Below are 21,574 nucleotides of genomic sequence, written 5' to 3' on the forward strand. Positions count from 1 at the left end.
CCTTAAACCGGCATCTGCATGATGTCTTGGTATGCCTGAACCAGCTTGTTACGCACTTGGGTCAACGCCTGAAAAGACACGCTGGCCTTCTGCGAGGAAATCATCACATCCGTCAGGTCGACACCACTCTTGCCGATCTCGAAGGCACTGGCCAACTGACTGGAGGCCTGCTGGGTGTCGTTCACTTTATTGACGGCCTGACCGAGCATGTCGGAAAAGCTGCTGCCGCTCAATTCAGGGACGGCGGCAGTCGATTTCGGCGCAGACATGGCATCCATTTGCATGGAACGCATGTCCAGCATCAACCGATTGAATTCAATACCTTGGCTCATGGTCTACTCTCATTGACGACCCGCAATTTTTTGACACTCACTCGGCGGGTAGTGAGGTGTTAGCAACAAGGGTGCCATCTCCGTGGCCGCCCAGAACAAAAGCCCTTTATCAGCTCACAATCTTCTGCAGGAGCGAGCCTGCTCGCGATGGTCGTGAACGATAACGCGTCGCTCCTGACTCCATCGCGAGCAGGCTCGCTCCCACAAAGTAAAATCAGGTGGCGAACAAGTAAGCTTCCACATCCATTCCGGCATCACGCATTTGCGCCAGTTTGTAGCGCAAGGTGCGAGGGCTGATACCCAAACGCTCTGCCGCTTCCTTGCGACGACCCCGCTCAGAGCGCAAGGTATCGATGATCATCTGGAATTCACGGCGACGCAGATCATCGCCCAGCGCACCGGCAGACTCGGACTCGACTTCCACGCCCCGCACCGGCACGGCGGCCAATGCCGGCAACGGCGCACAGGCAACCGGCCCGGCCAGACAGAAATCCTGCGGCTGGATCACACCGCCCTGCTGCAGGATCAACGCACGCTGAATCGCGTTATCCAGCTCCCGCACATTGCCCGGCCACGGATAGCCGATCAGGCACGCCTGCGCCTCGGGCGACAGTCGCGCCGCCGCATGCTTCATTTTATTGACGTGCTTGGTCAGCAGCCGCTCGGCCAGCGGCAGTATGTCGGCGGTGCGCTCACGCAACGGACGCCAGGCCAAAGGAAATACGGACAGGCGATAGTAAAGGTCTTCACGGAAACGCCCTGCCGCCACTTCACCGGCAAGGTCACGGTTGGTGGTGGCGACGACCCGAATATCCAGCGTGATCGGCTTGCGCGCGCCGACCCGCTCGACTTCACGCTCCTGCAACACGCGCAGCAACTTGGCTTGAAGACCCAGGGGCATTTCGGAAATTTCGTCGAGCAGAATGGTTCCACCGTCGGCCTGCTCGAACTTGCCGGCCTGCGCCGCGATGGCACCAGTGAACGAACCCTTTTCGTGACCGAACAGCGTTGCCTCGAGCATGTTGTCGGGAATCGCCGCACAGTTGATCGCAATGAACGGCTGGCTGGCGCGATGAGAATGCTGATGGATGTAACGCGCCAGCACTTCTTTACCGGTTCCGGACTCACCGGAGATCAACACCGTCGAATCACTGCGCGCCACCCGCGCGGCCAATTCCAGCAATTGCGCGCTGGCCGGTTCGAACGCCACCGGCCCCTCGCTATCAGCTGCGCCGAGACTGCCCAGCGCATGCCGTGCCACCAGATCCAACAACGCCTTGGGTTCGAACGGTTTGACCAGATAATCCGCCGCGCCCTGACGCATCGCGTCGACCGCGCGCTCTACGGCGCCGTGCGCCGTCATCAGCAACACCGGCAACTGCGGCTGACGAGCGCGCAGCAATCCGAGCAGTTGATGACCGTCCATGCCCGGCATGTTGACGTCGCTGAGCACCAGGCTGAACGCCTCGGCTCCGACGGCGTCCAGCGCTTCTTCGGCCGAACCCACGGCTGTGTAGTCATGCCCTGCGAGCAACAACGTATCGGTCAGTGCTTCGCGTAATTCGCGGTCATCCTCGACCAGTAAAACCTTGATCCCCATGTCGTTCACTCCACTCCCTGGGCACTGCGCTTCTCATCAGAAAACAGCGGCAGAATCACCTGCGCGCAGGTGCCGCGACCCAACCGCGAGTGCAGCTGCAATTCTCCCTGATGGGCACGAGCCACGGCCTTGACCACGGTCAGGCCAAGGCCGGTCCCGGTGGTTTTGGTGGTAAAAAATGGCTCGCCCAAACGCGCCAGCACTTTCGTATCGATGCCGCTGCCGCTGTCACTGACGCAGACACGCAGGTTGTTGTCACGGGTGTAGAGATGGACTTTCAAACGGACGTCGCCGGCACTGGCCTGGATCGCGTTCTCGATCAGATTGAGAATCGCCCCGACCAGCGTGTCACGATTGCACAGCAACTCACCCACATGACTGTCGCACTGCCAGCGAACCGGCAAATCCTGCACATGGGTCAGCGCAGCTGCCTGCAAGGATTGCATCAGCATTTTCGGCGTGACGCGATCGGTCAGCGGCAGCTCGCCACGAGCAAACACCAACATGTCGCGTACTTGATGTTCCAGTTCATGCAAACGCTCTTTGAGCCGTCCGGCAAAACGTTGCTGCGTGGCAACCGGCAGCTCTTGCTCGGTCAAATGACTGGCGTAAAGCAATGCGGCGGACAAAGGGGTACGAATCTGGTGAGCCAGCGACGCGACCATTCGACCTAGGGAAGACAGGCGTTCGTGGCGAGCCAGTTGATCTTGCAGATGACGGGTTTCGGTCAGGTCGTTGAGCAACACCAATTGACCGGGCTCGGCATCCAGCGAGCGAGTGGCGATCGACAGACGCCGACCGTCCTTGAGCGAGATTTCGTGACCATCGTCTTCACGCGGCGCAAAGCATCGGGCAATGACATGACGCCACAGCTCGCCTTCGAGAGGCAGGCCGAGCAGCTCACAGGCAGCGGGATTGGCTTCGCGCACGATGCCCTGAGCGTCGATGACAATCACGCCGCCAGGCAATAGATCGAGGAGGTTTTGCAGACGGTTGGCCAGGCGTTCTTTTTCCGCCAGTTCCTGCATGCGCTGAGCACTGACCACCGCCAGCTCACCCTTGAGCTCGGTAACCCGCGCTTCGAGCATGCTGTAGGAGTCGGTCAACTGACTGGACATCTGGTTGAACAACGCGAAAGCCTGCTCAAGGCCAAGCCGGCTTGCCTGCTCTACGGACGACGTTTGTCCCGAAGCATCAGGGACAGGAGACATCTGGGCGGCTTGGGGCATCGGGCTCTCTCGCTTGGCTGACCGTCAGTTAAACGGAACGTTGCGAGGGATGTAGCAATACCCGTGCCTAAAAAAAACCGCCTACAAATGAACGACTTGAAAAACAGGCGTCAATCATCCGCCTGTTCATCACCGTCGCGCCGGCTCATGCCGTACTTGCGCATCTTCTCTACCAGCGTGGTACGACGGATTCGCAGCCGCTCGGCAGCGCGCGCCACGATGCCATTGGCATCATCCAGCGCCTGCTGGATCAGACCCTGTTCCAGACCACCGAGGTAGTCTTTCAGGTCCAGGCCTTCCGGCGGCAGCATGGCGTTGGCAGTGAAGTCCGGAGTGTGACCGTTGATGGCCACGCGCTCTTCAAGATCGCTGCGCAGGCTATCGACCAGTTGCTCGTCTTCGTCATCGACGTAGCGGAATTTCTTCGGCAACTCGACCACACCGATCACCCCGTACGGGTGCATGATCGCCATGCGCTCCACCAGGTTGGCCAGTTCGCGAACGTTGCCCGGCCAGCCGTGACGGCACAGCGACATGATCGCTGCGGAGTTGAAACGGATCGAACCGCGCTTCTCGTGCTCCATGCGCGAGATCAACTCGTTCATCAGCAGGGGAATGTCTTCGACACGTTCACGCAGTGGCGCCATCTCGATCGGGAACACGTTCAGGCGGTAGTACAGGTCTTCGCGGAAAGTGCCGATCTCGATCATGCTTTCGAGATTCTTGTGAGTCGCCGCGATGATGCGCACATCGACGCTTTGGGTCTTGTTGCTGCCCACGCGTTCGAAAGTACGTTCCTGCAGCACGCGCAGCAGCTTGACCTGCATCGGCAGCGGCATGTCGCCGATCTCGTCGAGGAACAGCGTGCCGCCATTGGCCAGTTCGAAGCGCCCGGCACGACTGGTGATTGCCCCGGTGAAGGCACCCTTCTCATGACCGAACAATTCGCTCTCCAGCAACTCGGCCGGGATCGCCCCGCAGTTGACGGGAACGAACGGCGCGTCACGACGCTTGGAGTGATAGTGCAGGTTGCGCGCGACCACTTCCTTGCCAGTCCCCGACTCGCCGAGGATCAGCACGCTGGCGTCGGTGTCGGCAACTTGCTGCATCATCTGACGGACGTGCTGAATCGCCCGGCTGGTGCCGACAAGACTGCGGAAAAGATTGGGCTCGCGGTGACGACCGCGCTCGCGGGCCTGGTCGTACATCTCGCGATAGACCTGGGCACGGTGCAGCGAATCGAGCAGTTTGCTGTAGCTGGGCGGCATTTCGAGGGTCGAAAGCACTCGGCGACGCTGGTCTTCCGGCAGGTCAACGGAAGAATTATCGCCCATTAACAAAACCGGAAGGAACTCATCCCAGGTAGAGAGTGTCTTTAACAAGCCCGCAAGCGCACCAGGAGCATTGACCGTCCCGATGAGGACACAGATCACTTCACGACTTGATGACAAAGAGCCGACAGCCTGCTGCCAGTCATGGCTACCGCAGGGTAAATTTTCTTCGCCAAGAAAATTTAAAATCACCGCCAGGTCGCGGCGGCGGACGCTATCGTCATCAATCAGCAGAATTTTGGTTTCACGCCACATGCAATAGCAACTTCCCTAGTCAACTCAATGCCCGAAATGATGGGGCAAGCTAGACGCTTGCAGACACGTTATGCCTGTAGACGCCTGAAATCTGGAACCAGCCACTAGTTAAGTCAAAAAACCGTGCACAGTCAAATTTATGGCGCACTATGTTTGGATTAACTGAGGGTTAATTAACCAAACAGATGGTAAACCTTTGCCGCGTTCTGTGCTTGATGGATCTGCGACATCTCGTCAACTATTGCTTGTCGCTCACCTGTCGCCGCCTCCAGAAGCTGCTTATACACCCCCAGCAACTCCTCAAGATTGTCGCGCAAGGCGGCCTCGTCCACCGAAACTTCACTCAAGACGTCTTCCATGCAGGAACGACAAGCCAGATCCAACTCCCCTATGGCTTCCCAATTGCGCTCGGCCAAAGCTCCGACGAGTGCATCACGGGTGTGTTCGATACGCTGCAATACAAGACTCATGGTGATCTCCTTAAAACTGCGGACCCGGTGCGGCGATAGCATCCCAGCCGTCTTTGACGGTGCGAAGCAAATCAGCGACTTCGTCGAGAATCTTTGGATCGGTTTTGACGTTGGCTTCTGTCAGACGCTTCATCATGTAGGTGTACAGCTTGTCCAGTTCACCCACAGACTCAACAGAATTTTCCAGGTCCAGGCCTTCACGCAAGCCGCCGATGATCCCGATCGCCTTGCCGATGAAAATGCCTTTGTTGGGGATATCCTTGCGCTCCATGGCACCCTTGGCCTGAGCAATGCGATCCAGGCCACCCTCCATGAGCATTTGCACCAGGCGATGGGGGCTGGCTTCGGAAGTCTGGGCTTGAGCGCCAATCTTCTGGTACTGCCGAAGGGCTAACATCGGGTTCATGCTGTACCTCATCAAAACTTTGTGATTCGTATAGCCAGTGTATCGACACCGCGTCAAAAATCTTTAGATCGAAACAAAAAAAGCCCGACAAGCGGAATCCGCTGCCGGGCTTTTGGCGCTTGCGTGTTATGAGGCGTTTTTCTGTGCGTTCATCGCATCGAACATCGACGTAATGTTGTTCGCCGTCGCCTTGAGCTTGCCGACCAAGGTGTCCATGTCGTTGTACTTTTTGGTCAGCACGGCTGTCAGAGTTTCGATCCGACGATCCAATGCTTCCTGCTGGCTGGTCAGGTTGGTTTTAACCTTCGCCAGGCTGGCCGAACGCGCATCAAGGATGCCTTCGCTGCCAGTGACGGTATAAGGCGTCAGCATCGAGTTCATTCGTTCCAGCAAACCCTTGGCGGCATCACCTGTTGCCGTCGGATCACCCAGAAACAGCGTCTGAATCTCGCCACCCAGTTTCTGCGTGGTCATCGCCGTAGTGAACTTGGTACTGTCGAAATCGAGCGCGCCGGTTTTCTGGTTGGTGGTAATACCCAACTGCGAAAGCACGGTCAGCTTGTCGCCTGCACCGGTACTGGCCAACGGTTCACGGATCGACGCCATGATACCCCGAGCCAGCGGGTCACCGGTCAAAGCCGCAGGAATGGTCGGCTTGCCATCTTTATCCAGGGTGGGCTTGGTCAGCGTATTGATGCTGGTAACCACCTGGTTGTAAGCGTCGACAAAGGCCTGGACCGATTTTTTCAAACCGTCACTGTTCGGCCCGACTGTCACAGTGGATGTCGCCCCACCACCTGCCACCAGGTTCAGCGTCAGCCCGGAAACAGCTCCGTCCACGGTATTGGATTTGCTGGTGATCGCGAGTCCGTCAACCGTGAACTTGGCGTCCGCAGCGAATTCGCCGATGGCACCGGCCGAGGTCGCCGTAGGCGAGGCGCCCATTTTTTGACCCGCCGTGATTTCCAGGCCGGGAATATTGCTGAGCGTGATGTCGGATCCCAAACCGGTAACGGTAGACCCCACGACCAGACGCGAACCGGTGGAGTCAGTGATAATGTTGGCACTGAAGCCATTGGAACCTTGCTGGGCATTGATCGCATCCCGTACCGACTGCAACGTAGCGCCAGGTTGAATATCGACAGGACGGGTAATGCCATTTTGAGTGATATTGAGCGTACCACTCGGAATGGCACTGCTAGCACTGGGAAACGCAGCAGTCGCCACTTTCGATGAGGTCGCAAGGCTGTCGACCTTGATGACATAAGTGCCGTTGACCGCCGAGTTGCTGGCAACAGAGGTCAGCACTTTCGGATCGGAACTCGTGGCGGTGTACCCCAGGAACTGCGGGGTCGTGGTACTACCAAGGTTTTTGATCGCGGTCTGGAAATTCGCCAGCACACTCTTGAGGGTCCCGATACCGGAAATCTGCGAGGTATTGGTGGTCGTCTGCCGGTTGATCTGACTCTGCTTCGCTGATTTGTCAGCATCAACCAAGGCTTTGACGATAGCAGTGGTATCAAGACCGGAGCCTAACCCCAGACCCGGTAGAATTGGACTTGCCATGTGGGACTCCCTTCAGTGTGTCGCCGGCCTTTTGACCATTACAACGCCCAAAAGAACATAGCAACAAAATTCGTGCCAGCTGTCAGACTTTAGCGCTGAACAACAGGCTGCTTGCATCATTCAAACTATTGGCCAGCTTGAGGACTTCTTCGTTGGGGATCTGGCGAACCACTTCACCCGAGTCGCTGGCAATCACTTTGACAATTACCTTGCCTGAAGGCTCATCAATCGAGAACTCCAGGTTGCGCTTGACCGATTGAACGAACTTTTCAATTTCCTGAACGGCCATCTTCAGTTTGTCCTGCTCGGTTACTGCGTCTTTTGGCTCATCCTTGACCGTTGCCACTGTGGCAGCATCGGCTCGAGGCTTCTCCACCGGCTTGTCAGCAACGGTCGTCGCCGGCTTCGCAGCTGGATAAGACAAGTTCAGCTTCACGCTCATATCCATGTCCATCACCTCTTAAACTAAAAAAGCGAGAGAGCGCGCGTGCGCACTCCCCCGCCAAAACTCACCCGGCTATTACTGAAGCAGTTTCAGTACAGCGGATGGCAGTTGGTTGGCCTGGGCCAGAACTGCGGTGGAAGCTTGTTGCAGAGTTTGTTGCTTGGTCAGCTGTGCAGTTTCAGCAGCGAAGTCGGTATCTTGTACGCGGCTACGTGCAGCTTCGGCGTTTTCGTTGATGTTTTGCAGGTTGGAGATGGTGGTGGAGAAACGGTTCTGAGCAGCACCGAGGTCAGCACGAGTGGCGTTGATGTTCGCCAGTGCAGCGTCGATAGCCGAAACAGCCGACAGTACTGCCGAGTGGTTGGCTGCGTTGGAAGTACCGGAAATGGTAGTACCGGTCATGCCCAGGGCGCTGGCGTCGAAGCTGGTCGACAGGGTCAGAGTGATCTGGTTGTCGGAAGTAGTACCCGCACCAACCTGGAATTCCATCGCACCAGCAGTACCGTCGATCAGAGCCTTGCCGTTCAGGTTAGTGGACTTGGCAATACGGGTCAGTTCGTCGATGGACTGTTTGTATTCTTTGTCCAGAGCGGTACGGTCAGCAGTACCGTTGGAGTCGTTTCGCGATTGCAGTGCGATTTCACGCATACGCTGCAGAATGTTGGACGATTCTTGCAGAGCGCCTTCAGCGGTCTGAGCGATCGAAACACCGTCGTTGGCGTTTTTGATAGCCATGGTCTGACCACGGATCTGCGAGGTCATACGGGTAGCGATCTGCAGGCCGGCGGCGTCGTCTTTAGCGCTGTTGATTTTCAGGCCGGAAGACAAGCGAGTCATCGAAGTCGACAGAGCGTCGGAAGCACGGTTCAGGTTCTTCTGAACGTTCAGCGAAGTAGTGTTGGTGTTTACTGTCAAAGCCATGACGAATTCCTCGTTGGTTGGGTACTGCGGCTTCCGGCCCTGGCAACCGCCGGGTATGGCCTAGAGAACCTTCGTAATAGTTATCGTCGCGAATGCAGGTTGCTTTAGGGCATTTTGAAAAAAATTTGCCATCACACTGCCACCCTCAATGAAACAAGGGCTTGGCGGCGTTCCAACCCAAAAAAGTGACGCCAGGGAATTGCCGGTATCGGGACAGCGAGGACTCGCCTGTACCGGCATATTGTCAAACAGCCTTAACCGGCGGTGGCCGCTTCCAGCAATTGGGGCAACTCATGGTCGAGATAATCAGCCAGCGCCAACCAATCCTGCGCCTCCTGACAGGCAAGCATGTCCGTGAGCAACGCCGTCCAGCGAGACTGGGCCTCGGCATTCTCACGACCCAAAGCGGATTGCACATCACTGCACACCTGGACCATAAGCAGCGCCGCTTCGACATCTCGCCCCAGACGGAACAAGACAGAACACCGCCGCGCCTCGGCAATCAGGGAAAATTCAGTCATCGCGTGAGCTCCGGGTGAAACGTCGTGCCGACGATCATCGCCCCTGCCCGACTGCTGTTATAGAAAGTCACCCGAGGATGCCCGGCGATATACCGTTCCAGCTCGCACAAGTAACTGCGGAAATTGAGCTGTGTCTTGACCCTCCGACCGTGACCATCGAGGACCCAGTGCCGGGCAGCGCCCACTTGCGGCCCAAGATCACCGTCATTCCAGCCGGCGTGGGTCTTGTTGTTCGGGAACGCAAAGTCGGCGCCGAACAGCGTGATCTGGCTGCCCCCCATGTGTACCGCCAGGTCCACCGCCGGGTGAATCACACTGCCACCGACAAACAGTTGGGCCTTGGGCAACTGCTCGCGCATGTCCCTATAAACAGGACTGGCGGAATAGGCCACGTAACGCTTGCCCTGCCAACCTCCCAAAACCTCCGGATCAACCATGGGCATATAGACCAGCGTGATATCGCTCGTGGCATCGCACGGCAAATGCCGCGTCGAGATGCGCTGATCAATCGTGACCACCATATCCGGCTTGATGCCATGCTCGATAAGCGGCCGGTAGGCAGTATCGACGCAAATGAACAGTGGCCGTTGCGCCTGTTCGCGTACCGTACGCAGCGTGTCGAAGTGCTGTTCCAGGCTCGGCCCGGTGGCAATGACAAACACTTCCCTGCCGGAACAGGTGGCAAACAGCTCGGCAGCATCGGCATCGTCACGAACACGCTCGACACACGCCCGCAAACGCTCGGCAATTTCCGGATTGTCGGCATTGAATTCGCGATTGTTGAAGGTCAAGTGGGTTTCGCTGATCAGCCGGTCGCGGATCTTGGCGTTGTAGTCGTCCGCCAGCACCAGTTCCGAAGGCAGCGCGAAGTACGGTAACTGGATTTCCGCCAGATCGCCGGCGTATAGCAGCACCACTCTCGAATCGCCGAGCCACTTCTGTTGATCGAGCAGTTGCAGCACCAAGGCAAACACCGCGCCGTTCAGAATGTGCACGTACAACCGTTCAAGCCCGGCACGCTCCAGCAATTGCAGCTGCAAATCACCCAGCCCGGTGCCATAGACATGCACCACAGGACTGTCGACGGGCAGACTGTCGGCCTGAAGCAACGCTTCGCGAGTGCGGTCATGGCGACTGGTCAACTGAATGCCATTGATGCTCAACGTCGAGCCCAGGCCCTCCACCAGATCAGCTTGCAAGGCGGCGCTGTTCTCCACCGACAGTCGATGCCAGACCTTGGGCCAGCGCCGCTGAATCAACTCGCCGTTGCGCTCAAACAACTCGCTCATGGAGCCTCGCTTTTCATTCGGGCAAAAAAATAGCGTTCAAGGTTACACCTTGAACGCTTTTTTTGTGCCTGGGTTTTGAAAGTTCAAGGGCGATAGATAATCGCCGAACCCCATGACAAACCAACACCGAAACCGCTCAACGCCACACGTTTCCAGGTGGAGTCCAGCACGTGTTTTTCCAGCAGCAGCGGGATGCTCGATGACACGGTGTTGCCGGTCTCGACCATGTCCTTGATGAACTTCTCCGGCTCGCCTTCAAAGCGGCGCGCTACAGCGTCGACAATCGCGGCACTGCCCTGGTGAATGCAGAACGCATCGATATCATCAGCGGTCAGCTGCGAATCGGTCAGCAGTTCGTGCAAGTGCGCCGGGACTTTCAGCAGCGCGAAGTTGAACACCTGACGACCGTTCATGAAGAACACCCCGTCGGTCACCTTCAGGTGCGGCGCACCGGAACCGTCGGTACCGAACTTGGCCTTGCCCAATTGCCATGGCGCGTTTTCGCCCATCCAGGTTGCAGTGGCGGCATCGCCAAACAGCATGGTGGTGTTGCGGTCTTCCGGGTCGACGATCTTCGAGTACGGATCTGCGGTGATCAGCAGGCCATTCTTCAAGCCTGCGGCTTCCATGAAGCCCTTGATGGCGTAGATGCCATAGACGTAGCCGGAGCAGCCCAGGGAAATATCGAACGCGGCGACGGTGGTCGGCAGGCCCAGCTTGTCCTGAACGATGGCGGCGGTGTGTGGCAGGCCTTCTTCGTCGCCGTTCTGCGTGACGACGATCAGTACGTCGATGTCTTCACGTTTCAAGTCCGGATTGTTGGCGAACAGCGCATTGGCTGCTTCGACACACAGGTCCGAGGTTTCCTGACCAGCATCTTTGCGCGGCAGGAAGGCCGAACCGATCTTGCCCAGGATGAACTCTTCATCCTTTTCGAATTTTGCACCTTGTGCGTAATTGTCCACGCCGGCTACAGGAACGTAGCTCGCAATGCTTTTTATGCCAATCATTACGGCTTCCCAATAATAAACAGCCCAATACCACCGCTCGTAATGATTCGAGGGGCGCCGACAAACGGAGAAAAACGCCGCCTCATTGAGGCGACAGCGGGAAGAATAAAAGGCTATCACTGGGCCAAAAACAGGCCAGGCGCCACCTTCCCGATTAATACAATACAGTGAAGATGCGCGTTATGACTCGCAGGTCACGCTATTTTGCCGAATCAGCGCCAGAAGGGGCCATTCGACCAACGTGTGGAGCGGCCTGAAAGTGTGCGGCCAGGACCCCGGGGAGCGCGTCAAGGTCAGGGATGGATACTTGCGCGTCGTAGCCCGGCAGCGCCACGACGTTGCGATGTCCACCGGTCTGAACCCGAACGGTCAATGCCCCCAGAGGGTTGAGGTTGACGAAATCCTTGGCGGGGTTGTCACCGACGTAGACCATGTCGGCCCAGCAACAGCCTTCTGCCTGGCGAATACGCTCGAAGCAGTGCAGGGAAGGCTTCGCATGGCGGATACCAAAACGATGAGTGATCAAGACCCGTCGAAACGTTGAAAACAGCCCCAGCGCCTCAACTTTGTTCTGCTGCACGATTTTGTGCCCGTCGGTGACGAGATAAAGCGGCACTTGCCCACCGAATCGGTCAAGCACAACCCGGGCGGCGGGAAACAATTCGAGGCTCGGGCGATGATGCCGATAAACGTTCACGCACTCGGCCACGCGCGCTTTCGACAACTGCCCATGGGACTCAAGCCATCGGTCGAAAACCCGCCCTCGCCCCTCGCGCTCCAGCACGTCCAGCATAAGGCCCAGCGACTGTTCAGCATTCCAGCCGAAGACTTCCTCGCCGTGGCGAGCCACGGCGTCTAGCCCGCTGGTGACGAAGCTGCTCTCGTCGTAGAGCGTATCGTCGAGGTCAAAAATCAGGATCATGCAGCACCAGATCGGCGGGCAGACGAACCTGTCTGACCTCGCCGGCAATACGATTGAAAACAGGTGGCAGTCCCAGCCCGAAAGCCTCGTCAAGGCTCCAGTAAAGGACGTCCAGCCCAGCCGCAATAGCGGTGGTGGAGGCACCGCCAAAACGAGGATTGCATTCAATGATGCGCAGCGTGTCGTCGATGACGATGGCTTGCATCACCACGGGACCGCGCAAGTCCAGCGCCGCCAGGGCGCGAACCGCTTCACGTTCAAGCGCTTCACTGCGAAAAGTGGTCGTTATCTGCGATTCGCCAGCGATCACACGGTCGCGTCTGCGCAGCAGCACGCCCACCACCGAACCATCGCGATCAAGCCAGCCGTCGATACTGATTTCCGGCCCTGGTACAAATGGCTGATAGATCGGTGCCTCCAGGCTTTGCGCGTGATGGCGAGCGGCATCGATCGGCAAATCAAGCCCGATCGCCCGGGAACCCGCGCCGTAACGTTCTTTGACCACATAAGGTCCGGCGCCAACGGCCTCGGGTGTCATCGCCGCCTCAATGACCGGCAGGCCAACTTCTTTGCCGAAGCGAGCGAAAGCGAGTTTATCGAGGCAACGCTCAACGGCCTCGGGGTTGGAGACGACGACTGAGATACCCGCTGCGGATAGCGTTTCCCGGTGGCGCGCCCAAAAAGGCAACTCGCCATCGCGGGTCGGAAAAACCACCGCGATTCCCCGCTGGTGACACCCTTGAATCAGCGCCGGCAGCTCAGCGTCGGTCACAGGCGGCATCTGCCAGAACCCGTCAGCCACATAGCGCGCTGGCGCTTCAGGATCGAGGTCGCCAGCAATCACGCGAGCCTCGGGATGTATCCGCCGGACAGCGTCCTGCATCGCGCGCACCAGCGGTGCCTTACGCGAAGCGGAAGTAACGAGCACATGGCGAGCCGTGCCTTTCAAGGGAGTCTGAATGTCGCTCACTGACCATTTTTCCATTCGAAGGCCAGCAAACCGTGGGCAAACGAGTCCGTGGGCTTGCCGTCAATCAGCACGTGCTCACGCAAGCGTCCTTCGCAACTAAACCCCGAAGCCTCGAGTGTCGCGATGTGACGAGTGCGGTGCGCAAACGTTTCGGTGCACAGGCGCCGCAGTCCGAGATCGTCAAAAGCCAGTTGTTTCATCAAGTCCAGGAAACGTGAAAACAGCGCGATGAGCTCGTCCGAGTTCTTTTCGAGTTCCGGGGTGAGCAAAAATGAAACTTCGGCCCGACGGTTTGCCCAGGAAATGTGGACCAGCCCACCGTACCCGATCAAGACACCTGCACGTTCCAGGGCGACCAAAACCTGCGAGGGCTCCAGACTTTCGCTCTGGGGCCAGACATGCTCGGCAAAATAATGCGCCTGCTGTTCAGGCGATATCGGAGCCGTTTGGCGCAGCACGTCCATCTGGGCATTTCGCCATTGCCGGATCGCTTCGATGTCGGCCGGTTGTACCGCTCGTACCTCGAGCACCCCGTCCGACAGCTTCGGGGTCGGCATCACCCGGTATCGAACGACCGTCGCACTCATTCGATCACCAGATAAGAGGTGAGTGGATTGGAAGGGTCTCGCCGTATGGCGTAACGAGACAACCCCAGCACTTCGCGCACGGCGATGGTTTCGCCAGGAAATTCCGGTGTGTTCAGTTCGTCGAACGCCAGAATGCTGCCCTTGGTCAGGTACGGCAGGATCGCCTCGAGGCAGTCATGGGTCGGCTTGTAGATATCGAAGTCGAAATAGGCCAACGCCACGATGGTTTCGGGATGCGCCTTGAGATACCCGGGAAGCGACATCGTGGCATCACCCGTGACCAGTTCGTGCTTTTTCTTGTGTGGGATCGGCGCGTTTTGCGCGTGAAAGTCGAGGATCCCCTCGAGTTCTTCCTTCCAGTTTTCCACTACGCCGTAGTCACCCGGTTGTACGCCGCCACCATCCTGCGGCGCGACTGCCGGGAACCCCTCAAAGGTATCGAAGCCGATGATCTTGCGGTTGTAATTGAAGGGTTCGTGTATTCCCCGCAACGTGGAAAACAACGCCATGTTCTGCCCCCACCGCACACCAAACTCCATGATGACCCCGTGGACGGGCACGATCATCTGGTAGAGCATCTGCATGAAGTTGATCCGCGACAGTGTCTGTCGCGTGAGGTAGAGGCCGATGTTGTCCAACAGCTCACGGTCGGGTATCCGAGAGGCGCGAAGTCGATCGACGAGCATCTGCTTGCGTTCAGTCTCGGACTGCGTCGATCCCACCAGTGTTCGTATGGTTTTGTCTGTCATGTAGTGACTCCTCAGGGTTTCGGTCTAAAGAACGCGGTCAGGTTGCGACCGAACCCCACATCAACGAGTGCCGCGTAGAAGCGGTTGGATGCTTCGATGCCTGCTTGCCCGATCAGCCGCTCAAGCATCAACCGGGCCCGATGGGCTTGCGGCCCTCGGGAACGATCAGCGATGTAGTTCGATCCTTCATGGGCGAGAAAAAGGTCGATCGGGAAATCTCCCTGAATCGCAAGACAGTCCCAGCCCGTGGCTTCAGCCGTGCGGCGCAGGCTGTCGGCGGTGAAGTACGACAAGTGATCGGGCACAGCCACCCAGAACCGCTCAGGTATCGTGCCCGCCGCGTACAGTTCTTCGTGATAGGCCGTGCCATCGTTCGGAACAGTCACCACAAGCAGCCCGCCCGGAGCCACTAAACGGCGCAGTGATTGCAGCAGGCTCACAGGCTCCAGCACATGCTCGAGCACGTTGCCCAGCCAGACCAGATCGTATTGTTGTTCAGACGCGATACGCGCCTCGAGCAGTTCGAAGACATCACCCTGCTCGACATGATTGGCGTAGGCCGGATTGACCTGTTGCACGCCTGCGCGACTGTAGTCGATGCCTTGAACCTGCCACCCGAGTCGCTCAAAGAACCTCAGCACGAAGCCTTCACCGCAGCCGACATCCAGCAGACTACCGGGCTGGTCATCACTCAAGAGTGTGCGAGCCTGCCCCGCCTTTTGCGCGATTCGCAGCTCGATGACCTCGAGCTCCTCTTCTGAATAAGACTTTCGAAAACTGCTACTGGCCGCGTTCTGAAAATAGGCCTGCGCATAATATTCGCTCAAGGCCTCTGGAGTGGGACGATCCACTACCTCCAGAAAACCGAACTCGTGCCGGCGTAGACGCGGGTCATTCATCCAAACATCCTTTCATGTTTCAGCTCGGCAAGCGCCCAGTCGTCCTCGGTATCGATATCCTGCACCTGCATAGCAGGCAGAATGATCGAGCCGGTGTTCGCGCCCATCAGCACTTGGTCGCGCAAAAACGCCTCGGTGCGGAACCAGTACCACTGACCGGCATCGTGATAGGCGACCGGCAGGTCTTGTGACCTGGCGTTGAGGTGTTCAGGGAAGTTCAGGGCGATGCAACCATCGTCCTCACGTTGCAGCGATCGCCAGATCGGATAAGAAAACGCCGCGACAGGCATGATGACGTCAAACCGGCTTCCCAACAGCTGCGCGCGTCCGTCAGTAAGGTCTTGTGGCCGCACGAAAGGCGCCGTCGGATAGAGGCAGCAGGCAAGATCGAACTGCACGCCCGCCTCGGCGTATTGATCCAGCACCTCAAGCAGAACCTGCGATGTGGTGGCGTGATCGTCCGCTGCCGCTGCCGAGCGCAGAAAGGGAACCTCGGCGCCCAAGGCGCGTGCGGCTTCAGCAATCTCCGCGTCATCGGTGCTGACCATGACTGTGTCGAAAGCGCCGGAGGCGAGTGCCGCTTCAATGGACCAGGCCAACATGGGGCGCCCACGGAACAGGCGAATGTTTTTGCGAGGGATCCGCTTGCTGCCACCTCTGGCAGGAATGATCGCGACGGCGCCAGGTGTGCCGGTCATGGATCAATTCCTCCGTCGATCATAGAGGCATCGAGTGGCTCGCCAAAGGCAAGCTCGCGCGCAGCCCTGCGCCCAAGCACCCCATCAAGAAACTTGGGCTTGAGTCCGTTACCGGGACGGATAGAGCGCACGTTCGCCTCGGTCAGCATTTCGCCCTTGGCGACCGGTGCCACGACATAGAGCGAACGGCGATTTTTCAGGACAATCTGTTCCGACCGTGTGGGCTCGAATGCCGGAGCGCCGACCGCCACATGGGCAATGCGCGCCGTCGTCACGAGTTCGGCCAGCTCTGCGGGTTCCAGCGAGAAGGCGCTATCGACCCCACCCTCGGCGCGAGCAAGGGTGAAATGCTTTTCAATGAAACACGCCCCCAGCCCGACGGCAATGGCCGACACCACCGTGCCGAGCGTATGGTCGGAGAGACCGGCCACGACGTCGAAACGCCGGGCGATCTCGGCGATCGTTGCCAGGTTCGCCTCTTCTGGCGGCGCTGGATACGCGGCGGTGCAGTGAAGCACCACAATCTCTGTGGCCCCGGCCGAACGCGCAGCCTCGACCGCTTCACCGATTTCCTCAAGTGTTGCCATGCCCGTAGACATCACGATGGGCTTGCCCGTGCGAGCCACTTTGCGAATGAGCGGCAGGTCGATCAACTCAGGCGAGGCAATCTTGTAGGCCGGTGTACCAAGGGATTCGAGGAAATCCACCGCCGTGGCGTCAAAGGGTGACGAAAACACGGTAATCCCGACTTTGCGGCCATGTTCAAAAATCGCTTGGTGCCACTCCCACGGCGTGTGGGCTTCTTCATAGAGTTCATAGAGGCGCCGACCATCCCAGAGACCGCCGCTCACCATGAACTCCGCCCCACTGTGATCAATGGTGATGGTGTCGGCACGGTACGTCTGAATCTTGACCGCATCCGCACCGGCCAGCTTGGCGGCTTCAATAATGCGAAAGGCACGGTTGATGTCGCCGTTGTGGTTCCCCGACATCTCGGCAACGATGTAAGGAGGCTCGGCGGGACCGATGCGACGCCCGGCGATGCTCAGAACCGGTTGCCCAACGCTTGGCGAGCCTTTTCCCCGTGCTGCGTGCTGCCCTTTCACAAAGCCACTCCAGTTGTATTGGTTAGCAAAAAAGTATCAACCCAGGATTCGCCCCAGATGCGCGACCACTTCATCTTGTTGCTCATCCGTCAGATCGGGGTACAACGGCAGGCTGATGGCCTCGGCAAAATAACGCTCGGCCTGCGGGAAATCGCCATCCTTGAAACCTTGCTCGCGGTAGTAAGGCTGCAAATGCACCGGAATGTAGTGCAGGTTCACACCCAGTCCCGCCGCCCGCAAAGCCTCGAATACTTGCGGTTGACTGAGCTTGATACGCGTCAGTTGCAACCGCACCACATAAAGGTGCCAGGCAGACCCGGCACCTGGTTGTTCGGCCGGCAATGTCACAGCGAGCCCGGCCAGCAACGTGGAGTAGCGTGCGGCCAATTGACGTCGCTTGGCGACGAAGGCATCCAGACGCGCCATCTGCGAAAGCCCCAGTGCCGCGTGCAGGTCGGACATCCGGTAATTGAACCCCAGCTCCAATTGCTGGTAGTACCACAACCCCGTCTCCGGCACCTTCATCTGTGCCGGGTCACCCGTGATGCCGTGGCTGCGCAGCCGCCGCAGACGCTCGGCATACTCGGCATTATTGGTCAGCACCATGCCACCCTCGGCGCTGGTGATGACCTTGACCGGGTGGAAGCTGAAAATGGTCATGGCCGCATATTGACCACAACCTACCGGTCGCCCCAGGTACGAGGCACCCACCGCATGGGCGGCGTCCTCGATCAAGATAAAGCCGTACCGCTCGGATAGCTGCGCGAGGGTGCGCATGTCGCAGCTCTGCCCGGCGAAGGCGACCGCGATCACCACTTTGGGCAGTTTTCCGGCGGCTTCGGCCACCTCGAGTTTTTCTGCGAGCAACTTCGCATCAAGGTTCAGGGTGTGCGGGTCAATGTCGACGAAATCGACGTCGGCTCCACAGTAGCGAGCACAGTTGGCCGACGCGACAAACGTATTCGGGCTGGTCCAGAGATAATCCCCAGGGCCAAGGCCCGCGACAAGACAGGCGATGTGCAATGCCGCCGTGGCATTGCACACGGCGACCGCGTGCTCCGCCTGACAGTGGTCGGCCAAGGCTCTTTCGAAGCGTTCAATGGTCGGCCCCTGAGTCAGCCAGGGCGACTTGAGCACTTCCATCACAGCGTCGATATCCGCCTGATCAATGTTCTGCCGGCCGTAGGGAATCCGGTAAGGCATCATGTCCGTGACTCGACGCGACGCCCGGCGAGCCGGCAAATACGCGCACTTTTGAACATCAAATTGTCGTTGCACATGGCGTGAGTCCTTTTATTTGATCAGACAGCTGATGCAAGCAACTGCGCCCAGTTCACACCGCAAGCGTCACCGAGGGTAAACCCCTTGCCGGTCAGAGCCAGGTTCTGGTTGTAAGCCTCATCGTGCGCAAAGCGCGCCTGCCACTTGTCACGCAAGGCTGCCACTGCATTCGGATCGTCCGGCAAGGTTCCCGGGTGGGCAATCTGAACCTGCGGCGTCCACACCGTAAGCAAACCGGCGTCGGCGACTTTCAGGCAAAAATCGATATCGGCGTACACCTCATCGAAATGCTCACGATCCAGACCGCCGAGGGCATCGAAAACCTCCTTGCGAATCATCAGGCACGCACCGCAGAGGGCCGCGTAATTCTGTTCGACGAGCAGTCTGCGCATATAGCCCGACGCGTCCTTTTTCTCGCCGATGAAGGGCGAAGCGATCTCGCCGTTGAGCCCCAGAATCAGGCCGGCACTGGTGACACTGCCTTCGCGATCCAGCAGCTTGGCACCGACCACACCGACTTCGGGACGCTGGGCCTGATTGAGTAACGCCTCGATCCAGTTCGCGTTGACCACTTCGGCGTCCGCCGCCAGCAGCACCAGGTATTCACCTTGCGCCTGCTCGACGGCCAGGTTGATCAGGGCTGACGTGCTCAGGCGATGCGCGGCCTTGACCAGACGAATCCGGCCTGCGCCGTTTTTCTCCAGGTTGTCGAGCCAGGCGAGCAGCTCGGTGGACTGGCTGTGGTTATCGGCAATGACGATTTCATTATGTTGATAGCGTGTGCGCTGCAAGACGCTGACCAGGCAGCGCTGCAAGTGCTCGAGGTTGTCCTCGCTATGGATGATGATCGACACCTTCGGGCGAGCGGCATGACGGTAGTCGATGCGGTAACCACCTGACACTTCCGCGCTGACCTGAGCCTGATAACCGCGCGTTGCCAAATGACGAACCAGCGTCTGACGCTCGTGGTCATTGGGTGCCAGCTCGGGTGCGGCGGTGATCAGCAACGGCTCGGCCAAATGGGCAAGACCGGACAGGCCGCCGGTTTCAATCAAGCGCAGCAGCAGGTCGAACTCGAGTGCAGAGGTGAGTTCACGGGCAAAACCGCCGACCTCCACCAGCGCTTCACGGCGGATCAGCCAGTGCCGCGCGACGAGTGCCGGAATGCTCTGCAACAGGTCGAGGTTGAAGGCTGGCCGGAATACATCGACCAGCGTGCCATTGGGCCGGCGATGAATTTCGTCCATCGCCACCGCACGGCAACCCTCGGCGTTCTGCAACTCGAGGCTGGCACGCAAGAAACCGGCAGCGGTGAACTCGTCACCCGCCTCGGCCAGCAGCAGCCACTCCGAAGTCGACTGGCGAGCGATCTGGTTCAGCTTGTCGACATAATTGGCCGACGTGACCTTGACGAAATGCAGCGTGTTCTGGGCAGTGGTGACCGCAGGCAAATCGCCCGTGGTGAAGATCACCACCTTGAACGCCCGGAATGCACTTTCCATGAGGCTATCCAGAGTGACCTGGAGTTTGTCCATGTCCGCGTCCAGATCGAGCAGCAGAATGCCGAACTGAGGGCCCCCTTCGTTAGCCGCCAGGTGCTGATTGATTTTCCTCACCGCGGTGTCGTTCGGTTTCCGGGCTTGCAGCCAGTTGTGCAGACGTCCCGATGGCATCGTGTCGAGCATCTGGCGACTGTCGAAGGTCGGCACGCTGTCCAGGCGCTGAACCCAGTCGGTGAGCACCTGGGCATCGGCGGGCTCATCCATCTGTTGCAGCTGCTGCGCCAGTTTCTGCACCACCCGACGGTTGAAGGCTCCCAGTTGCACAGCTTCAAGCAGACGGTTCTGGATCGTTGCCGAACTGTCATTGGAGTAGGTGCGCTGCAAGGCTTCTTGCTTGAGCAATGCGCCTTCCATTTCTTCGAGTTGCAAGCGTCCGGCCGGCATCGCGTGCAGGAGAAATTCGCACTGCGTGAGTTGTTCGAAGAAAGCGCTGTTGTAGAACGGCATTTCGACGTATTGCTGAGCGCCGAAAATCCGCTTCGGCTCCACCGTCGGGTCCTTCCAGTAAGACTCGAAAATGGGTTCGATGGTCAGCGCGTTACGGGTCGTCAGACTTTCGGCCAGGGCAGCGAAGCTTTGCAGGGCAACCTCTGCAGTCTGTTGTTCATCCAGACCACTGATGCCGGTCGGCAGAGACGCCAGAAACCCGGCAAAGCGCTCGCGCTCCGCTACTGAACGCGCATCCTTGAAGGTCAGGGTCGTCATGATTTCGGTGTTGTGATCCGAGCGGCCATAGTTGACCTCACGCACCACATAAGGCGCCGGGAGAATCCGCGCCTTGGCCCGTGCCAGCATGTAGTAGACATGCCCGATTTCCTGCCACTCGAAGATCGTTTTTTCAGGCATCGCCTGATACCAGTCACGCAGCAACGATGTGCGGTGAACCGCATAGAACGGCGGAATGTACTGGCTCATGTAATCGAGTACACGATCCTGACCGCGCTCGGCGTTGTAGTCCTCGTGCACTTTTTTGTCACGACGGTAGTACTGCACATAGTTGGAGTGGGTCAGGTACATCAGGCAATAGCCATGGCACAGACCGTAGTCCGGGTTGGCTTCGAGGAAGCTCACCGACTCGGTGAGTGCACCGTGCAGCAGAAAATCATCGTCGGAGGCGAAGACCATGTACGGCGTGGTGACTTGCTCGACGCCGTACACCAGTTTGGTCTGGATACCCCAATAGCCAAACTGCGGCAAATGACGGTAGTCGATGGTGTCCGCGACCGCAGCCGCGCCCTCCAGCGCAACGGTCGATGAATCGAGGACCAGAATCTTGCAAGGCAATGTGCTGTAGAACTGCAATGCCCTGCGCAAAAACGCCGGGCGATTGTGTGAAATCAGCACCAGAGTGAACAGTTCACTCAGGGGCAGCGTGTTTTCAGAACCGTAAATGCCTTGCATATCCTTCCCCACCACAGACCGATT

21 protein-coding genes are annotated in these 21,574 nt (G+C 58.5%); all 21 read right to left on the bottom strand.

From position 1 onward, the window contains the following. Nucleotides 1–2 precede the first annotated feature (2 nt). Entirely contained in the window at nt 3–332 is a 330-nt protein-coding gene (gene fliE / locus KGB24_RS28980) for a flagellar hook-basal body complex protein FliE (RefSeq protein ID WP_008035213.1), read from the bottom strand. A gap of 214 nt (nt 333–546) precedes the next feature. Next, on the bottom strand, nt 547–1,932 hold the full coding sequence (locus KGB24_RS28985) for a sigma-54-dependent transcriptional regulator (RefSeq protein ID WP_223416472.1): 1,386 nt from the start codon (nt 1,930–1,932) through the stop codon (nt 547–549). A 5-nt stretch (nt 1,933–1,937) separates the two neighbouring features. After that, entirely contained in the window at nt 1,938–3,161 is a 1,224-nt protein-coding gene (locus tag KGB24_RS28990; protein ID WP_008035221.1) for a sensor histidine kinase, read from the bottom strand. Between the two features lie 110 nt (nt 3,162–3,271). Beyond that, nucleotides 3,272–4,747, bottom strand: coding sequence for a sigma-54 dependent transcriptional regulator (locus tag KGB24_RS28995; RefSeq protein ID WP_008035224.1), 1,476 nt, complete (start codon nt 4,745–4,747; stop codon nt 3,272–3,274). Between the two features lie 173 nt (nt 4,748–4,920). Beyond that, nucleotides 4,921–5,217 carry a hypothetical protein gene (locus tag KGB24_RS29000; protein WP_008035226.1) on the bottom strand — a complete coding sequence of 99 codons (297 nt, stop codon included), beginning with the start codon at nt 5,215–5,217 and terminating at the stop codon, nt 4,921–4,923. A 10-nt stretch (nt 5,218–5,227) separates the two neighbouring features. Next, entirely contained in the window at nt 5,228–5,623 is a 396-nt protein-coding gene (gene fliS, locus KGB24_RS29005; protein WP_008035229.1) for a flagellar export chaperone FliS, read from the bottom strand. 126 nt (nt 5,624–5,749) lie between these two features. Next, a complete protein-coding gene (gene fliD, locus KGB24_RS29010; protein ID WP_223416471.1) occupies nt 5,750–7,189 on the bottom strand; it encodes a flagellar filament capping protein FliD in 1,440 nt (479 codons plus the stop codon). Between the two features lie 82 nt (nt 7,190–7,271). Then, nucleotides 7,272–7,637, bottom strand: coding sequence for a flagellar protein FlaG (locus tag KGB24_RS29015; protein ID WP_008035233.1), 366 nt, complete (start codon nt 7,635–7,637; stop codon nt 7,272–7,274). A 72-nt stretch (nt 7,638–7,709) separates the two neighbouring features. Then, nucleotides 7,710–8,555, bottom strand: a complete 846-nt coding sequence (locus KGB24_RS29020) for a flagellin domain-containing protein (protein ID WP_008035234.1) — start codon at nt 8,553–8,555, stop codon at nt 7,710–7,712. A 254-nt stretch (nt 8,556–8,809) separates the two neighbouring features. After that, entirely contained in the window at nt 8,810–9,076 is a 267-nt protein-coding gene (locus tag KGB24_RS29025; RefSeq protein ID WP_223416470.1) for a hypothetical protein, read from the bottom strand. Next, a complete protein-coding gene (locus tag KGB24_RS29030; RefSeq protein WP_223416469.1) occupies nt 9,073–10,365 on the bottom strand; it encodes a motility associated factor glycosyltransferase family protein in 1,293 nt (430 codons plus the stop codon). The genes KGB24_RS29025 and KGB24_RS29030 overlap by 4 nt, the downstream gene beginning before the upstream one ends. Nucleotides 10,366–10,448: 83 nt before the next feature. Next, complete coding sequence (locus KGB24_RS29035; protein ID WP_008035244.1) at nt 10,449–11,375, bottom strand: ketoacyl-ACP synthase III; 927 nt, start codon at nt 11,373–11,375, stop codon at nt 10,449–10,451. A gap of 199 nt (nt 11,376–11,574) precedes the next feature. Beyond that, nucleotides 11,575–12,297, bottom strand: coding sequence for an HAD family hydrolase (locus KGB24_RS29040; RefSeq protein WP_223416468.1), 723 nt, complete (start codon nt 12,295–12,297; stop codon nt 11,575–11,577). Continuing rightward, nucleotides 12,281–13,267 (bottom strand): ATP-grasp domain-containing protein, encoded by a 987-nt coding sequence (locus tag KGB24_RS29045; protein ID WP_223416467.1) that lies wholly within the window; start codon nt 13,265–13,267, stop codon nt 12,281–12,283. Before KGB24_RS29045 ends, KGB24_RS29040 begins: the two co-directional genes overlap by 17 nt. Then, a complete protein-coding gene (locus KGB24_RS29050) occupies nt 13,264–13,854 on the bottom strand; it encodes a GNAT family N-acetyltransferase (RefSeq protein ID WP_223416466.1) in 591 nt (196 codons plus the stop codon). The genes KGB24_RS29045 and KGB24_RS29050 overlap by 4 nt, the downstream gene beginning before the upstream one ends. After that, nucleotides 13,851–14,603, bottom strand: a complete 753-nt coding sequence (locus tag KGB24_RS29055; protein WP_008035251.1) for a crotonobetainyl-CoA--carnitine CoA-transferase — start codon at nt 14,601–14,603, stop codon at nt 13,851–13,853. The genes KGB24_RS29050 and KGB24_RS29055 overlap by 4 nt, the downstream gene beginning before the upstream one ends. An 11-nt stretch (nt 14,604–14,614) precedes the next feature. Beyond that, nucleotides 14,615–15,502 carry a class I SAM-dependent methyltransferase gene (locus KGB24_RS29060; protein WP_008035253.1) on the bottom strand — a complete coding sequence of 296 codons (888 nt, stop codon included), beginning with the start codon at nt 15,500–15,502 and terminating at the stop codon, nt 14,615–14,617. Beyond that, nucleotides 15,499–16,200 carry a pseudaminic acid cytidylyltransferase gene (pseF, locus tag KGB24_RS29065; RefSeq protein ID WP_223416465.1) on the bottom strand — a complete coding sequence of 234 codons (702 nt, stop codon included), beginning with the start codon at nt 16,198–16,200 and terminating at the stop codon, nt 15,499–15,501. Before pseF ends, KGB24_RS29060 begins: the two co-directional genes overlap by 4 nt. Then, complete coding sequence (gene pseI, locus KGB24_RS29070; RefSeq protein ID WP_008035256.1) at nt 16,197–17,306, bottom strand: pseudaminic acid synthase; 1,110 nt, start codon at nt 17,304–17,306, stop codon at nt 16,197–16,199. Before pseI ends, pseF begins: the two co-directional genes overlap by 4 nt. 36 nt (nt 17,307–17,342) lie before the next feature. Next, on the bottom strand, nt 17,343–18,512 hold the full coding sequence (gene pseC / locus KGB24_RS29075; protein ID WP_223416464.1) for a UDP-4-amino-4,6-dideoxy-N-acetyl-beta-L-altrosamine transaminase: 1,170 nt from the start codon (nt 18,510–18,512) through the stop codon (nt 17,343–17,345). Between the two features lie 95 nt (nt 18,513–18,607). Then, nucleotides 18,608–21,550 (bottom strand): glycosyltransferase family 2 protein, encoded by a 2,943-nt coding sequence (locus KGB24_RS29080; protein WP_223416463.1) that lies wholly within the window; start codon nt 21,548–21,550, stop codon nt 18,608–18,610. Nucleotides 21,551–21,574 lie beyond the last annotated feature (24 nt).

It is taken from the genome of Pseudomonas sp. BF-RE-25 (assembly GCF_019956105.1).
GTDB classification, from domain to species: domain Bacteria; phylum Pseudomonadota; class Gammaproteobacteria; order Pseudomonadales; family Pseudomonadaceae; genus Aquipseudomonas; species Aquipseudomonas migulae.